The sequence below is a fragment of the Aureimonas sp. N4 genome (genome assembly GCF_001463925.1).
GTDB classification, from domain to species: Bacteria; Pseudomonadota; Alphaproteobacteria; order Rhizobiales; family Rhizobiaceae; genus Aureimonas; species Aureimonas ureilytica_A.
In genome coordinates, this window is sequence record NZ_BBWS01000028.1 from 1 (window position 1) to 16,110 (window position 16,110).

Sequence of the window (16,110 nt, forward strand, 5' to 3'; positions counted from 1 at the left end):
TACGCAGATGCGCTCGGATTGGCTGTTCCCGATCTGCTCGGGCGCGGAACGCCTGCGCGACGAGGAGGGCGGCAAGGTGCACCCGACGCAGAAGCCCGAGGCGCTTCTGGCGCGCGTGATCCTGTCGTCCACCAAGCCGGGCGACACGATCCTCGATCCGTTCTTCGGCACGGGCACGACCGGGGCGGTGGCCAAGCGCCTGGGGCGGCATTTCGTGGGCATCGAGCGCGAGGACAGCTATATCGAGGCGGCGGCCGAGCGCATTCTGGAGGTCGAGCCTTTGTCGGCGGACGCGCTGGCGACCAATGGCGGCAAGCGGGCCGAGCCGCGCGTGCCCTTTGCGACGCTTCTCGACATGGGCCTCGTCCAGCCCGGCACGATGCTGAGCTGCGCGCGGGGGCGTCACCGGGCCTATGTCCAGGCGGACGGGACGATCCGGGCCGAGGGCGCGGAGCCGGCTTCGATCCACAAGATCGGAGCGCGGGTGCAGGGGCTCGACGCCTGCAACGGCTGGACCTTCTGGCATGTCGTGGACGGGGCCAGCCTCAAGCCGATCGACGCGTTGCGCCAGATCGTGCGCGACGCCATCGCAAAGGCCGGGCTCTAGCGAGACGAATCGGCGGCCAAAGCCGCCTCGACGGCCTTGCGCATCAGCGTCGGCAATCCGGCGGCATTCAGATCGCCGGCCTGTGCCCACCAGCCTGCGTCGGTCGGCTCGGCTTCGATCGTCGCCAGCCAGACTTCCAGCGTCAGGTCGAAATGGGTGAAGCCATGGGTGACTTCGCCCGCGCGCCGCCAGTCGGCTGCGAAGGGCGCGGCGCTAGATCCCGTCGCCCCATCAGTTTTCGAACTCCAGTCGGTGGTGAAGGGTTCGGCCATGCCCCCGAGCATTCCCGACGCCGGTCGGCGGCGGAGCAGGATCGCGCCGTCGCGCGCCCGCCGGGCCACGAAAGCCGCACCACGCCGGGACGGTTTCGCCTTCTTGGCGAGTTTCTTCGGAAACTCGTCCTGCCGCCCCTCTTGCCGCGCCACGCAGCCCTCGCTGACGGGGCAAAGGATGCAGGTCGGCGATCGGGGCGTGCAGATGGTAGCACCCAAATCCATCATGGCCTGGGCAAAGTCGCCGGCGCGGCTCTGTGGCGTCATCTCCGCGACGCGCATGCGAATTGCCTTGCGCGCGGCGGGCAGGGGCGTCTCGATCGCGTAAAGCCGTGTCGTTACCCGTTCGATATTGCCGTCCACCACGGGCGCCGGCTCCTCGAAGGCGATGGAGGCGATGGCCGCCGAAGTGTAGTCGCCGATCCCGGGAAGATCGCGCAAGGCATCGGCGGTTTCGGGAAAGCGACCGTTTCGATGGCGCGTCACTTCGCGGGCGCAGGCGAGAAGGTTGCGCGCGCGGGCGTAATAGCCAAGCCCCGCCCAGGCGGCCATGACATCCTCGTCGGCCGCGTTCGCCAGCGCTTGGACATTTGGCCAACGCCCTGTGAAAACGGCAAAATAGCTTTTGACCGCGGCCACCGTCGTCTGTTGCAGCATGACCTCCGACAGCCAGACCCGGTAGGGATCGGGCCGCACGCCCTGCGCGCGGTCGCCGGGTGAAACGCGCCAAGGCAGACTGCGGGCATGGCGATCATACCAGCCCAGCAATCGATCCGAAAAAGGAGGCAATCCGGTCATGCCGACCTCGCGGCTTGACTTCGAGCCTGTGCCCGTCCATCCGACGCGCTGATCGCCGGCAGCCGTGATGCCGCCGTCCAGCGGGATATATTCTTGAAGATCGAATTCTTCGTCATCAACCTCGACCGCTCGCCCGAACGCCTCGCCGCCATTCGCGCGGAAGCCGCCGCCTCGGGCATCGACCTGATACGGGTCGCCGCCGTGGATGGAAAGAGCGTGCCGGACGCGGAACGCGTGCTTCTCGATCGGTCCGGCTTTCTGCGCGACCATGGGAAGCGGCCGATGGACGGGGAATATGGCTGCTATGCCAGCCATCTTGCGGCCTTGCGCCGCATCGCCGCCAGCGAGGCGGAGGCGGGCGTGATCTTCGAGGACGACATCAAGCCGCTGCCCGATCTCGCGCCCGTTCTGGAAGCCCTGGCGGATCGGGACGATTGGGACGTGGTGCGCTTTGCCCATCATCGCCGCGCGGCGCGCAAGGTGGTGCGCGACCTCCCACGCGGCCGCCAACTCTGCGCGACCTATTTCGGGCCGACCGGGAGCGCTGCCGCCTATATCGTTCGCCGCGAGGCAGCCGGGCGGCTGGCCGATGCGCTCACCCCGATGCGTCTTCCTTATGATGTCGCGTTGGAGCGCGGCTGGGCGACGGGCCTGCGCACCTATGACATCTGGCCCGATCTGGTCGGCTTCGGATCGCTGTCGAAGACCAGCCTGACGCGGGAAACCAGCCAGTACGCCGCGATGAAACTTCCCGCATGGCGGCGTCTGCCGACGCTGGCCTTCCGCACGCAGGATCTGGCGCGGCGCATCTGGCGCACCGCGACCACGGGACGACACATGACATGACCATCATGGGCCGGACACTTCTTCTGCGCCGCAGGATCGACCCTTTCATTCTGGGCGGTGGCATTTTTCTGCTGGGCCTCATGCTGGGTGCGGGCAAGGTCGCCTTTCTGTTCTTCGCGCTCTGCGGCCTCTACCTTGCTTTGATCCGCCACCGCGCCCGCCGAAGCGCACCGGTGGTTTTCTCCGGCCTGCTTCTCGCTTGGTCCTTCTGGCAAATCGGCCTCAGCCTCCTGCGCGGAGAGCCGGTCTCGGGGAATCGGGTCCTGTCCTATGCCGCAATCGAGTTGGCCTTCGTGTTCTTTCCGATCGGGCTCTGTCTCGTGAGACGACCGGCAGACGCGCTGGCGACGGGCGCACGTCTCGCCCTTCTGGCATTGCTGGTGGCAACGCCGATCAACTATGTCATGGTCGGCGATCGCGTCGGGCTCGGCGCGAACGAGGCGCTGTTTGCCTTCGTGGCGGGCGTGGTCGGGCTGGCAGCCCGGCTGCCGGCGGTTCGCCCCTGGCGCTGGCTGCCCAATGGCGCGGGATGGACCTATCTTTCGATCGTTCCGATTCTTCTGTCGGGAACGCGCGCGGCTCTCGTAGTCGTGGTCTTCGCGGCACTTGCGGATGTCCTGCGCATGGCTGGCGGCGGGCGGTTCCGCGTCTCGTGGAAACTCGCCATTGCCGCAGGCCTTGGCTTGATTCTTTTGGCCTACCCCGCCAGTCGGATGCTGAGCGAGCGTTTCGAGAGCGGCGTCAGCGAAGTGCAGAATTTCGAGGCGACCGGAGACGTCACGGGTTCGGTGGATGTGCGGCTCGTCATGTGGAAATCGGCCTTGCTCGTCATCGGCGAGCATCCGCTGATCGGGGTTGGCGGAACGCACAAGATGGAAGCCGCCGGTGAGAAGGCCGGTCGCAACGCCTATATGGTCACCTACTACCAGCACCTGCACAATTTCGTTCTGGATGAGGCGATTTCGAGCGGGCTGATCGGTCTGGGTCTGATGCTCTCGGTCTTCGCGAGCTTTCTGGTCACGGTGTTTCGTCGGACGGCATCGCGCGGTCTGCGAGAAGTTTCCTGTCTTCTCGTCGCCTTTCTCGTGTCCTTCGGCTCGTTTCACGGCGTCCTCCTGAACGAATGGACGTTGATCGTGTTGTTCGGCACGATGGGCACCGTTTTGGCGACGATCGCACGGCAGCGACATTTTCTCCCTGAGTCAGACCTTAAGGGAACACGATGAAGGACGGAGGAGACAAGAGCACACGACCGTCGAAGCCGCGCGGGCCGCGCCCGCTCGCCGATCTCGTCTCCGATCTGGTGGACCCGATCGTGTCCAAACGGGCGGGGATGACGGCTGGGCTTCTCTCGGCTTGGCCGGAGATCGCCGGCCTCCGGCTCGAACAGGGATGCCGCCCGGAGAAGCTTCTCTGGCCGCCGAGGCGTAGCGACGACGATCCGTTCGAGCCGGCCACTCTGGTGGTCGCCTGCGAGGGGGCCTATGTCCTGCGCCTTCAGCACGAAGCGCAGGAACTGCTGACGCGGGTCAACGGCTATTTCGGCTATCCCGCCGTTTCGCGCCTTCGCATCGTTCAGAAGCCCGTGCAGATTCACCGCGTCAGCCGCAAGGTGCCGTCCAAGCCGATCGGCCCCGGCGATCGCCAGATGATCGCGGAAGCGACCTCGCGAATCGAGAACCCGCGCCTTCGCTCCGCGCTGGAGCGCTTCGGCGAAACCGTGCTCGGGCGCAACGCCGCCGAGCGCGATCGCGGCGGGCGATAGTCGTTTTCGACGGGTTTTGCCGGCGGACAGGCGCGCTTACGTTGGATTTGCCACATTTCCTGCGCTAGGTCGGGCATGGCGAAGCCGATGGGGCTTCTTTCGCGAAAGGCCGAGTCGAGATCATGACCCTCCCGAACGAGACGACCCGCATCACATCCGGCGTGGCTTCGAAGCGCAGACGTACGGTCCTCGTCGCGGGCGCGGCCATGCTGGCGATGACGCTGGGCGCGGCGGGAACGGCCTGGAGCCAGAGCGCGACGCCGGCGGAAACCTCCGCCTCCGGCCAGCCCATGACCCGCGCCACCAACCCGTCCGCTGCGACGCCTCCCGCCTCCGAAGGTAAGGTGGATGTCGCCAAGCTCATGGCACCGCAGGCCCTGCCGGATGTGGTGATCGGTAAGGCCGACGCGCCTGTGACGATCGTCGAATATGCCTCGATGACCTGCTCGCACTGCCGCGACTTCCATTCCGAGAGCTACCCGGCGATCAAGAAGGACTATCTCGACACGGGCAAGGCAAAGCTCATCCTTCGCGAGTTCCCCTTCGACCCGCGCGCCGTTGCCGCCTTCATGCTGGCGCGTTGCGCCGGTGACGAGCGTCGCACCGCGATGGTCGATGTCCTGTTCGACCAGCAGCGGGACTGGGCGGCCGCCGAGAATGCCTCCGTCGCGCTCCTGAAGATCGCGCAGCTCGCCGGCATGTCGCAGGATCAGTTCAAGGCCTGCCTCCAGAACACCGAGCTGCAGGGCAAGGTCGTGGCGGTGCAGGAAGCCGGGCAGAAGGAGTTCGGCGTGTCCGCGACACCCACCTTCTTCATCAATGGCGACAAATATGCCGGTGCCATGTCGGCCGATGAGATGGCGGCGATCATCGACAAGCATCTCTGAGACCATCGAAAGATCGAATCATTTGATCTTCGAGATGAAATCGCTCGGGTGCCGCGCTGCAGCATTGGCGCGGCGCGCGCATTTGCGTAAAGATCGCAGGCTGAAGTGATCGCGGTTTCGAAGCCGCCGGGATAGTCAGATATTTCGATGGCCAAAAGACTGTTCACCTTCCGACGAGGTGCCGCCGATCGAACGGCCGATGCGACGGAAGCGCTCGGGCTGAAAGGCTCGAACCTCGCTGTTCTGGCCTCTCTCGATTTGCCGGTGCCGCCGGGGTTCACGATCTCGACGTCGGCCTGGCGCGAGGCCGTGGCGGCGGGGAGCGACCTTCCCCCGGCGCTGCGCAACGAAATGCTGGCGGCCATCGAATGGCTGGAAGGGGTGACGGGGCGCACGTTCGACGGCTCTGACAAACCTCTGCTTCTGGCGGTGCGCACCAGCGCCCGCGCCATCATGCCCGGGCTGGCCGATACGGTTCTCGATGTCGGCCTCAACAATCGCACGGTGGAGCGTCTGGCGCAGGAGCTTGGCGATCTCGGCTTCGCCTTTCGCAGCTATCGTCGTTTCATCGAAAGCTATTGCTCGCTGGTCTATAGCATGGACCCCGGCGAGTTCGACGAGGTGGCCGACAAGCAGCGCGAGCGCTCCGGCTGGCAAGGTGGCGAGCCCCATTCCCTCGTGGATTGGCGCACGCTCATCGGCGCCTACCTGTCCTTCGTGGAGGACGAGGTGGGCGAGGCGATGCCGCAATCGCCTCTCGAACAGCTTTACCGCGTAGTGGAAGCAAGCTTTGCAAGCTGGCGCGGCCCGGTCGCGCGGGCCTTTCGTATGGTGCACGGGATCGGCGAGAACGCCGGTCTGGCGGTTACCATCCATGCCATGATCTTCAACGAGCGGGGCGAGAAATCCGGCACCGGCCGTGCGCTCTCGCGCGACCTCAAGACGGGCGAGCCGCAGCTGACCGGCGAATTTGCGCTGGGCGGCCGGGGTGGCGACGGTATCCAGCCGCATGTGGAGCCGATCGATCTCGGTGCGCCCAGCATTCAATCCCTGTTTCCCGCCGACCTCAGCGCATTGGCCGATCATGCGCGACGCATCGAAGCTCATATGGGCGATGCCTGCGAGATCGATTTTATGGTCGGGGACGGCGAGCTGTTCCTGCTCCAGTCACGCATTCTCAAGCGCAGCGTGGCCGAGGGCATCCGCATCGCCATCGCCATGACGCGCGAAGGGCTGATCGGCGAGGAAGACGCGCTGCTGCGGATCGAGCCCTCGGCGCTTGACCAATTGCTGCATCCCTCGATCGAGCGCGGCGAAGAGGTCGTCGTCATCGGCAAGGGAATGCCGGCCTCGCCGGGCGCTGCGAGCGGGCAGATCGTTTTCTCGTCCGAACAGGCGATCGCGCTGGCGGCCGAAGGGCGCAAGTCCATCCTGGTTCGCAACGAGACCCTGCCGGAGGACGTGCATGGAATGCACGTGACGGAAGGCGTGCTGACAGTTCGCGGCGGCACGACAAGCCACGCCGCCGTTGTCGCGCGCGGCATCGGCAAGCCCTGTGTCACCGGCGCGGGGGCGCTGCGCGTCAATACCGAGGCCGGCACGCTAACGGCGTCCGGCCGAGTGCTGGAATATGGCGACTGGCTGACGATCGATGGTACGACCGGCGAGGTCATTGCCGGCGCGCCCAAGCTCAAACGCCCCTCGCTGACCGGCGACTTCGCCACGCTGATGGAGTTCTCAGACCGCGCACGGCGAATGCGCGTGCGCACCAATGCCGAAACGCCGGCCGAAGCGCGCGCGGCGCGGGCCTTCGGCGCGGAGGGCATCGGCCTTTGCCGCACGGAACATATGTTCTTCGAGGGCGAGCGCATTTCCATGATGCGCGAGATGATCCTGGCGCGCGACGAAGCGGGCCGGCGCGCGGCTCTCGACAAGCTCCTGCCGATCCAGCGCTCCGACTTCATCGAACTGTTCGAGATCATGGCCGGAATGCCGGTGATGATCCGCCTGCTCGACCCGCCGCTTCATGAGTTCCTGCCCAAGGGCGATCAGGAAATCACCGAAACCGCATCCTCGCTCGGCATCAGCGTGGCCGTCGTGAACGAGCGGATCGACGCGCTCCACGAGTTCAACCCGATGCTCGGCCATCGCGGCTGCCGGCTGGCCATCTCTCATCCCGAGATCGTGGAAATGCAGGCGCGCGCGATTTTTGAGGCGGCGATCGAGGCCGGCGAGCGCAAGGGCAAGGCGGTCGTGCCCGAGATCATGGTGCCGCTGGTCGGGCTGCGCAAGGAACTGGATTTCGTGAAGGCGCGCGTCGACGGGGTGGCCAAGCTCGTGATGGCGGAGCGCAACCGCGAGATCACCTATCTCGTGGGAACCATGATCGAATTGCCGCGCGCCATCGTCCGCGCCGACACGATCGCGGAGGTCGCCGACTTCTTCTCCTTCGGCACCAACGACCTGACCCAGACCGTCTATGGCATCTCGCGCGACGACGCGGCGAACTTCCTGTCGGCCTATGAGCGGCAGGGAATCATCGAGCGTGATCCGTTCCAGACGTTGGACATCGAGGGTGTCGGCGAGTTGATCGCGCTCGGCGTCGAGAAGGCGCGCCGCACGCGGCCCGACATTCCGCTCGGCGTCTGCGGCGAGCAGGGCGGCGATCCCGCGTCCATCGCCTTCTTCGAGCGCACGGGGCTGGATTACGTGTCCTGCTCACCGTATCGCGTGCCGATTGCTCGTCTGGCTGCCGCGCAGGCGGCAATCCGGTTCGAGCGCGCTATCCGCACGGCGGCTGCACCTAAAACTCGCACGAGGTTCTAGAGCATTTCCAGCGAAAGCCGAGGTGCCTTTCGCGCACGGACAACGCGTGTCACCGACCCCTCACAGCCTCGTCATTCCGCCTTGGACTCGGCGGCTGGACAAGCCGCCGGATCTTCGGAACACTTGACCGCTCAGACGCCGGGCAGCGGCGCGAATGGCGGGAGGAAAGTGTGATGTTGGGCTTGATGCAGGACTGGCCGCTTCTGTGCACGAAGGTGATCGATCACGCGGCGCTCAACCATGGCGCGCGCGAGATCGTGTCCCGCTCGGTGGAAGGGCCAATCCATCGCACGACCTATGCTGACGTCCGCGTCCGCGCGCTCCGCTTGGCCAAGCGCCTTCAGGCGGACGGCATCCAGTCTGGTTCTCGAGTCGCCACCATGGCCTGGAACACCTGGCGTCACCTGGAATGCTGGTACGGCATCGTCGGGGCGGGGGCGGTCTATCACACGCTGAACCCGCGTTTGTTCCCCGATCAGATCGCCTGGATCATGAACGATGCCGAGGACGAAATCCTCTTCGCCGATCTGACCTTCCTGCCCATCCTCGAAGCGGTGGCGCCGCGTGTACCGAGCCTGCGCCGCATCGTGATCCTGACCGACGAAGCGCATCTGCCGGAGAGCACGCTCGACATCGTGCCCTACGAGACATGGCTGGCCGAGGCGGACGAGGATTTCCAATGGGTCAAGCTCGATGAGCGGGACGCCGCCGGCATGTGCTACACCTCAGGCACGACGGGGATGCCGAAAGGCGTTGTCTATTCGCATCGCTCGAACGTTCTCCATTCCATGATCGCGATCCAGCCGGACGCGATGAATCTGTCCTGCCGCGACCGGATCATGCCCGTCGTCCCACTCTTCCACGCCAACGGCTGGGGCATTGCCTTTTCCTGTCCAATGGTGGGCGCGGCGATGGTTTTGCCGGGGCCGAAAATGGATGGCGCGTCGATCCATGAGCTGTTGACGAGCGAGCGCGTGACCTTCAGCGCGGCGGTGCCGACGGTTTGGATGATGCTGCTTCAGCATCTTCAGGCGAGCGGCGGTCTCCTGCCTGATCTCAAGCGCGTGGTGATCGGCGGTGCGGCTTGTCCGCGCGCCATTCTCGAGGCGTTCGAGAAGCGATACGGTGTGGAGGTCGTCCATGCCTGGGGCATGACCGAAACGAGCCCGCTCGGCACGCTGAATGCGCCGACGCCGGAATGGGACGGTTTGGACGACGAGATGCTTTACGCGCTCAAATCCAAACAAGGCCGCGCCCCGTTCGGCGTGGAGATCAAGGTGACGGATGATGAGGACCGCGAATTGCCGCGGGACGGCCGACGTTTCGGTCGCCTGAAGGTTCGCGGCTTGGCCATTTCCTCGGCCTATCACAAGGGGGCGGGCTCGGAGGCTTTCGGGGCGGACGACTGGTTCGATACGGGCGATGTCGCCCATATCGACGCCAACGGGACCATGCAGATCACTGACCGCGCCAAGGACGTCATCAAGTCCGGCGGCGAATGGATTTCGACGATCGAGCTGGAAAATCTGGCGGTCGGCCATCCCGATGTCGCGGAGGCTGCGGTGATCGGGGTTGCGCATCCCAAATGGGACGAGCGCCCGCTTCTCGTCGTCGTCCCACGCGAGGGCGCGCGGCTGACGCGCCAGGACTTGATCGATCACCTGAACGGGCGGGTCGCGCGCTGGTGGATGCCCGATGACGTGGTGTTCGTGGATGCAATTCCGCACACGGCCACCGGCAAGATCCAGAAGATGGAGTTGCGCAAGCAGTTCGCCTCCTATCGTCTGCCGACGAGCGAAAGCGCGGCTTGAACTGTCGCGCCTCGCCGGCATCTGATACACCGCTGAGGACGAAAAGCGGGGCGGCGACGTGGCGGGACATTATCTGACGGGGCGCAGCCGGAGCGCGGACTGGGCCTGGAACCTTGCCCTGTTCGCCCTCGCGCTGCTTCCCGTCTCGGTCCTGTTCTTTCGCCTGCATCTCCTCGATCAAGCGGTCCTGTCGCTTTCCCTCGCCTTGGCGGGCGGGCTCGCGGCGCTGGGGTTGCTTCTGGCGGTCTTTGCCATTCTCCTGATCTGGCGCAACGGCGCGCGCGGGGGCGCTCGGGCCATCGGGGCGCTGCTGGTCGGCGGGCTGGCTGCCGCGCCCTTTCTGGGAGCGGCCTATCTCTTATCGAAATATCCCGAAGGCCACGCGGCCGAAACGACCGGGATGAGTGCCATGGCTCTTGCGGCCCAGCCCATCCCGACGCAGGACGGCGTTCTGGTCGGGCGCGACTTTCAGGCGACGGCTTCGACCGTGTTTCAGGCTGCGCGAACCGCCATGGAAAAGCGCGGCATGGTGCTGGTCGATGTGCGCACACCCGACATGGCGCGCCCGGAAGGGCCTGATCTCGGCGTCTCCGGCACGGTGCTCGTGCCGATCCCGACGCTGCGCGACTCGCTTCGTTTGGACGAAGAGGAAGACGAAGAGACAGACGAGTTCGCCGATCTCGATTCCGACGATTATACAATTCAGGCCACCGCCTATGCGCCGCTCTTCGCGTTCCCGAGCGACATGACGATCCGTATCGTCGAGAATGACGGGACAACCTATGTCGATGTCCGTTCGGTTTCGCGTACTCTGGAGCGCGATCTCGGCGAGAACCGCCGGCTGATCCAGGGTTTTCTGGATCGGCTGGACGAGGCGATGAAGGTGCTGGAAGGCGTCGCGCCGGAAAGCTGAGCTGGTTGCCTTAACGAGGTTCGAAACGCCCGCTCAAGGCACAGTCGCCTTCCGTCGCCACCAGCCCGCGCTCGCATAGATTTTCAAGATGCGCGAAGACCGAGAGTGCCGCCGCGCCGTGCAGCGCCACCGGCGTGCTGCGATAGATGGCCCTCACGATGTCGGGAATCATTCGATCTCCCGCGCGAACACGCTCCAGAATGGCCTGCTCGCGCATGCGCCGGTGGGTGCGCAGCGCCCGCACGAAGGCGAGGGGCTTGGTGATCGGCCCGCCATGGCCGGGCAGATAGAGCGTATCCGAGCGAAGCAGGAGCTTGTCGAGCGAGGTCATATAGTCCGCCATCCCACCATCCGGCGGGGCGACGATCGATGTCGACCAGGACATCACATGATCGCCTGAGAAGAGGATGCCGGATCCCTCCAGTGCGAAAGCCATGTGATTGGCGGTATGGCCAGGGGTCGCGATGCCGGTGATCCGCCCGGCGGCGGTCGTCATAGTCTCTCCGTCTCGCAACGTCCTGTCGGGCCGAAACGCGTGATCGGCGGCGGCGTCCAGACGGTTGATCTCGTTGGCGGCGAGAGGACGCGCGGTTCGATGCGGGCCTTCCGCTGCGACAGGGGCGCCGGTTCGTGCCTTCAAGGCGTCGCACAGGCCGCTGTGGTCGAGATGGGTATGCGTCACCAGTATCAACTCGACGGGCCGACCGTCGATGGCACGCAGCAACGCTTCGAGATGGCGCTCGTCCCTTGGGCCGGGGTCGATCACGAGCAATCTGTCCCGGCCCAAAAGATAGGTGTTCGTGCCGGTGAAGGTCATCGGGCTGGCATTGGGCGCCGTCAGGCGCACGATCTCCGGCGCGACTTCGACGGGGCGACCATGCTCGGGCTGAAAATTCGTATCGAGATCGAGGCTCATCGGCGCATGAGGTCGTCAGATCGGGCGGTGGAGTCAAGGGGTGTTTGATACGCGGCCGGGCACGGAGTATAGGGCCTGATGACTTGGACCATCGTCGCTCTCTACCGTTTCGTTTCCATTCCGGATTTGCCCTCGCTGCGCGCCGAGCTCTTCGAGTTCGCGCAGGCGCGTGGCATCTTCGGCACGTTGCTACTCGCCTCCGAAGGCGTCAACGGAACCGTTGCCGGCAGCGCCGAGGCCATTGGCGAGCTGGTGGACGAACTCGACCGGCGACTGGGCGTCCGCCAAGGCGAGGTGAAATATTCAAAGGCCGACGATCGCCCCTTCGCGCGGCTGAAAGTGCGCATTCGCCCCGAGATCATCACCATGCGCGCGCCCGAGGCCGACCCGACCCGGCAGGTCGGAACCTATGTCGCCCCGGCCGACTGGAACGCTCTTTTGGCCGACTCCGACGTTCTCGTGATCGACACGCGAAATCGATATGAGACCAAGGTCGGAACCTTCGAGAATGCCGTCGATCCGGAGATCGACAGCTTCACCGAGTTCAAGGATTTCGTTCGCGAAAAGCTCGATCCCGCGCGCCAGCCGAAGATCGCCATGTTCTGCACCGGCGGCATCCGATGCGAGAAGGCGTCCTCCTTCATGCTGGCGCACGGGTTCTCGGAAGTCTTCCACCTCAAAGGCGGTATTCTGCAATATCTGGAAGATGTTCCCGCCAGCGAAAGCCGGTGGCAGGGCGAGTGCTACGTCTTCGACGGACGGACGGCGGTGGGCCATGAGCTGAGCCAGACGGAGTCCTGGCTGCGATGTTTCGGCTGCGGCTCGCCGATCACGCGGGAGGACGAGACCGATTCGCGCTTCGAACCCGGCGTGTCCTGCCCGCATTGCTTCGATCGGCTGACGCCCGAGCGCGCCAGCGCGCTCCGGATGCGCCAATCCCAGATGGCAAAAGGTCAACGCTGACAGGAAGTCGTGGAAATCCCAAGTGTTTGGGTGCGACGCAATTCTTTCGTCACGGCATTGCAACAAAAATTGGGGTAGAAACCTTCGATCCTCAACCGGTGATCGGAGGCGTCCATGCTAACGTTTCGTAACCGTAGAATGCATATAGCTGGCCTCGCCGGTCTTGGAATCACCGGTGCGCTTCTGCTGAGCGACAGGGTCGATTTCGTATCCTTCGCTCGCGGGGCGACCGATGTTCGAAATGACATCTCCACGCTCCAGTCCACTCTTCCAGCTCAGCAAGGGGATGGCAGCATTCTGGAGGAGGTGACGTTCGATGGTCGTCTCGTCACGCTTCAATTCGTTGCGGACGAGCGGATCGCGCTGAACGTCTGGCGGCGCGGCGACGAGAAGGCCCGCTGCGGCATGTGGAAGAAGGCCCTGCGCTCGCGGCAGGTGGCCTCGGTCGAATATCGATACCGCGTCGGCGGTAGCATCTCGTCCGTCTTCATCGACCGCGCGGTGTGCAGCTGAAGCCTATCCATCGATAGCCGCGTCACGCCTTTCAGGCGACGGGACGGAACCGAACGGACAGGGGCCCGGCGAGCGGGCCCCCGAATAGGCGTTAGCTGGTCTTGAGCGCCTTGACGATCTGGTCCGCATTGTTGCGGAACATGTCGAGATAGGTTGGGGCCGGACCGTTGCTCGGCGATAGCGCGTCCGAGAAAAGCGAACCGCCGACCTTGGCCTTCGTCTCTCGGCTGATCTGTTCGATCAGGCGCGGGTTGGAGATGTTCTCGACAAAGACGGCGCGGATATGCTGCGCGCGAATCTGGTCGATGATCTTGGCCACGTCCTGCGCGGACGCTTCCGCTTCTGTGGAGACGCCCTGCGGCGCGATGAACTTCACATGATAGGCCTGGCCGAAATAGCCGAAGGCATCATGCGAGGTCACGATCAGGCGCTGGTTCTCGGGCACCTGATTAATCTCCGCGCGGACCTTCTCGTCCAGAACCTTCATCTCTGCGATATAGGCGTCGCCGCGCTTGAGATAGTCCTTGGCGTGTTCGGGATCGGCCTTGGCGAGGCCTGCAGCGATGTTCTTGGCGTAGATCTCGCCGTTCTTCAGATCTTGCCAAGCGTGCGGATCGACGTGGTCGTGATCATGATCGGCCTCCGCATGGGCTTCGCCGCCATGGTCATGTGCCTCCTCGGCGGCTTCCAGAGCCTGTTCCTCAGGCGTCAGTTCGCGCGGCTTCACGCCTGTGGAGGCGATCACCGTTTCGCCGGAGAAGCCCGACGTCTTGACGAGGCGGGGCAGCCAGCCTTCCATGTTCAGGCCGTTCTCGACCAGCACTTTGGCTTCCCCGAGCGCCTTCGCATCCTGCGGGGTGGGCTCGTAGACATGCGCGTCGCCGTTGGGACCGACCAGCGTGGTGACGGCGACATCCTTGCCGCCGATCTCCTTGACCATGTCGCCAAGGATCGAGAAGGAGGCCACGACCTTCAGCGGCTCGGCGAAGGCGGGGGAGAAGGCAAGCGTCGAGGCGCCAAGCGCCAGCGCGAGGGAAATCGAGCGAAAGACCATCGAAATGTCCTCGAAGGACGGCCGGGTTCAGGGATGATGGCGGAGCTGAATGCTGCGCACGAAAACGCTGTCGATTCGGCCGACAAGGACCGACAGCGCATAGATGACGCTGGCCGAAAGAATGATGGCCGGCGAAGCGGGGAGGTTCTGATGAAAGGACATCAGAAGCCCGACATAGGAGGAAATCAGCCCGATCAGGCAGGAGATGATCATCTGCCCCGTCACGGTGGACGACCAGAAGCGGCTGGCGGTTGCCGGTAGCATCATGATGCCCACCACCATCAGCGTTCCCAGCGCCTGGAACCCGCCCACGAGATTGAGGACGACGAGCGCCACGAAGGCCATATGCACCACGCCGCCGCCGCCGCCGACCGCGCGCAGGAACTGCGGGTCGAAACATTCCGCGACCAGGGGCCGGTAGACAAGCGCGAGCAGCAGCATCGTCACGGTCGCGATGGAGGCGATGAGCAGGATCGCAGGATCGTCCAGCGCCAGAACGGTGCCGAACAGCACATGGAGAAGATCGACATTCGACCCGTGAACGGAGACGAGAAGAACGCCGATCCCGAGCGAGGCGAGATAAAAGGCGGCGAAGCTCGCGTCTTCGCGCAGCGGCGTGTAGCGCGATACGATGCCGGCGAGGCCCGCCACCAGAAGTCCGGTGACGATGCCGCCGATCGTCATGGCGAAGAGCGAGAAGCCCGCGATCAGGAAGCCGACCGCCGCACCCGGCAGGATGGCATGGGACATGGCATCGCCGACAAGGCTCATGCGCCGGAGCACCAGAAGCACACCGAGCGGGCAGGCGCCCAAGGAGAGGGCGACGCAGCCGACCATCGCGCGACCCATAAAGCCGTAGTCGAGAAACGGGCCGAGCAAAAACTCACCCGGCGTCATGCCGCGACGCTCTCGAACGGATCCACCCAGTTCTCGGAAAGGTTCCTGGCCTCGCGCAGCCGCTCCTTCGTGAGAACGTCCGATGTGTGTCCCCAGGCCACCAGATCGCGGGCGATGAGAAGCGTCTGAGGGAAATGCTCGCGAACGAGTTCGATGTCGTGAAGAACGGCGATGATCGTCCGCCCTTCGGCGTTCCAATTGCGCACGATTCGCAGGAGATCGGCTGTGGTGCGTGCGTCGATGGCGGTGAAGGGCTCGTCGAGCAGCAGGAGCCGCGCATCCTGCACCAGCATTCGCGCGAAGAGCGCCCGTTGCAATTGCCCACCCGACAGAGAGCCGATCACTCGCTTTTCGAAACCCTCCAGCCCGACGGCGCGGATCGCGTCCGCCACGCTGGCGAGATGCGCGCCGGTAATGCGCCCGAAGAAGCCAGCCTTTCGCCAAGCGCCCAGCGACACGAGGTCGAGAACGTCGATCGGGAAGCTGCGGTCGATTTCGGCGCTTTGGGGAAGATAGGCGATGTCGTGACGGGAAATATCGTCCAGCCGAATCTGACCATCGGACACGGGAACGAGGCCCATCAGACCTTTCAGAAGTGTGGACTTGCCCGCGCCGTTGGGGCCGACGATAGCCGTCAGGGAGCCTGCCGCGAAACGGCCGGAAACGTGGCGGACAGCCGGCTGGCGGTGATAGGCCAGCGTGAGATCATTGAGGGAAACGGAAGCGCTCATGCTCTCAGTGTCCCAGAACCCATGCGACGAGGAGCCAGAGCGCCACGATCGGAACGCTCACGAATCCCACCCGCTCCAATGCGGATCGACGCAGGGCAGAGGGTCGGACAGTGGTTCGCGGTGGCTGCAACATGCTCATCGGCTCGAAAGACTTGCCGACTGTTATAACGTAACACGCCGAATGGCCAGTGCCCTTTCTGAAATTTCCCGGAATCGCGGGGCATCGTTGGGCTGTCTCTCGGATCGTCGGCCTGGAAAAAAGGCGGGCTCCGAGAAGCCCGCCTGACAGTCGATCAGAGAATTTTGCTAGG

At 64.7% G+C, this 16,110-nt stretch carries 15 protein-coding genes; 10 read left to right on the forward strand and 5 right to left on the reverse strand.

What is annotated here, in order from left to right; genetic code table 11:
* Nucleotides 1–607, forward strand: a 607-nt coding sequence (locus AUL28_RS08505; RefSeq protein ID WP_280137266.1) for a site-specific DNA-methyltransferase, incomplete at its 5' end; no start/stop codon positions are given.
* Here the strand turns inward: AUL28_RS08505 and mutY are convergent.
* Nucleotides 604–1,677, reverse strand: a complete 1,074-nt coding sequence (gene mutY, locus AUL28_RS08510; protein ID WP_062231668.1) for an A/G-specific adenine glycosylase — start codon at nt 1,675–1,677, stop codon at nt 604–606. The genes AUL28_RS08505 and mutY overlap by 4 nt on opposite strands.
* 93 nt (nt 1,678–1,770) lie before the next feature.
* Here mutY and AUL28_RS08515 point away from each other — a divergent pair, with 93 nt between their 5' ends.
* The 7 genes from AUL28_RS08515 to AUL28_RS08545 all read left to right on the forward strand — a co-directional run bounded on the left by AUL28_RS08515 (nt 1,771) and on the right by AUL28_RS08545 (nt 10,725).
* The gene (locus AUL28_RS08515) at nt 1,771–2,523 is read left to right on the forward strand and encodes a glycosyltransferase family 25 protein (RefSeq protein ID WP_192843425.1); all 753 of its coding nucleotides are present in this window, start codon (nt 1,771–1,773) and stop codon (nt 2,521–2,523) included.
* Entirely contained in the window at nt 2,520–3,749 is a 1,230-nt protein-coding gene (locus AUL28_RS08520) for an O-antigen ligase family protein (protein ID WP_062231647.1), read from the forward strand. The genes AUL28_RS08515 and AUL28_RS08520 overlap by 4 nt, the downstream gene beginning before the upstream one ends.
* The gene (locus AUL28_RS08525; RefSeq protein ID WP_058633716.1) at nt 3,746–4,288 is read left to right on the forward strand and encodes a DUF721 domain-containing protein; all 543 of its coding nucleotides are present in this window, start codon (nt 3,746–3,748) and stop codon (nt 4,286–4,288) included. Before AUL28_RS08520 ends, AUL28_RS08525 begins: the two co-directional genes overlap by 4 nt.
* Before the next feature lie 122 nt (nt 4,289–4,410).
* A complete protein-coding gene (locus AUL28_RS08530; protein WP_062231649.1) occupies nt 4,411–5,175 on the forward strand; it encodes a DsbA family protein in 765 nt (254 codons plus the stop codon).
* 147 nt (nt 5,176–5,322) lie between these two features.
* Nucleotides 5,323–8,001 (forward strand): pyruvate, phosphate dikinase, encoded by a 2,679-nt coding sequence (ppdK, locus tag AUL28_RS08535; RefSeq protein ID WP_062231651.1) that lies wholly within the window; start codon nt 5,323–5,325, stop codon nt 7,999–8,001.
* A 173-nt stretch (nt 8,002–8,174) separates the two neighbouring features.
* Nucleotides 8,175–9,812 carry a long-chain-fatty-acid--CoA ligase gene (locus AUL28_RS08540; RefSeq protein ID WP_062231653.1) on the forward strand — a complete coding sequence of 546 codons (1,638 nt, stop codon included), beginning with the start codon at nt 8,175–8,177 and terminating at the stop codon, nt 9,810–9,812.
* Between the two features lie 58 nt (nt 9,813–9,870).
* On the forward strand, nt 9,871–10,725 hold the full coding sequence (locus tag AUL28_RS08545) for a DUF1499 domain-containing protein (protein WP_062231655.1): 855 nt from the start codon (nt 9,871–9,873) through the stop codon (nt 10,723–10,725).
* A gap of 10 nt (nt 10,726–10,735) precedes the next feature.
* Here AUL28_RS08545 and AUL28_RS08550 read toward each other — a convergent pair whose 3' ends face one another.
* A complete protein-coding gene (locus AUL28_RS08550) occupies nt 10,736–11,641 on the reverse strand; it encodes an MBL fold metallo-hydrolase (protein WP_062231657.1) in 906 nt (301 codons plus the stop codon).
* A gap of 78 nt (nt 11,642–11,719) precedes the next feature.
* On the opposite strand from AUL28_RS08550, the gene trhO reads away from it, so the two are divergent.
* Together trhO and AUL28_RS08560 are read left to right on the forward strand one after the other, a co-directional pair.
* Entirely contained in the window at nt 11,720–12,604 is an 885-nt protein-coding gene (gene trhO, locus AUL28_RS08555; protein ID WP_062231661.1) for an oxygen-dependent tRNA uridine(34) hydroxylase TrhO, read from the forward strand.
* A 138-nt stretch (nt 12,605–12,742) separates the two neighbouring features.
* A complete protein-coding gene (locus AUL28_RS08560) occupies nt 12,743–13,117 on the forward strand; it encodes a hypothetical protein (protein ID WP_062231663.1) in 375 nt (124 codons plus the stop codon).
* 91 nt (nt 13,118–13,208) lie between these two features.
* Here the strand turns inward: AUL28_RS08560 and AUL28_RS08565 are convergent, their stop codons facing one another.
* From AUL28_RS08565 to AUL28_RS08575, 3 genes are read right to left on the reverse strand one after another with little or no spacing between them, the layout of a single operon-like run.
* Nucleotides 13,209–14,171 carry a metal ABC transporter substrate-binding protein gene (locus AUL28_RS08565; RefSeq protein ID WP_058599551.1) on the reverse strand — a complete coding sequence of 321 codons (963 nt, stop codon included), beginning with the start codon at nt 14,169–14,171 and terminating at the stop codon, nt 13,209–13,211.
* A 27-nt stretch (nt 14,172–14,198) separates the two neighbouring features.
* A complete protein-coding gene (locus AUL28_RS08570) occupies nt 14,199–15,068 on the reverse strand; it encodes a metal ABC transporter permease (protein ID WP_062231664.1) in 870 nt (289 codons plus the stop codon).
* Complete coding sequence (locus AUL28_RS08575; protein ID WP_062231666.1) at nt 15,065–15,799, reverse strand: metal ABC transporter ATP-binding protein; 735 nt, start codon at nt 15,797–15,799, stop codon at nt 15,065–15,067. The genes AUL28_RS08570 and AUL28_RS08575 overlap by 4 nt, the downstream gene beginning before the upstream one ends.
* Nucleotides 15,800–16,110: the final 311 nt, after the last annotated feature.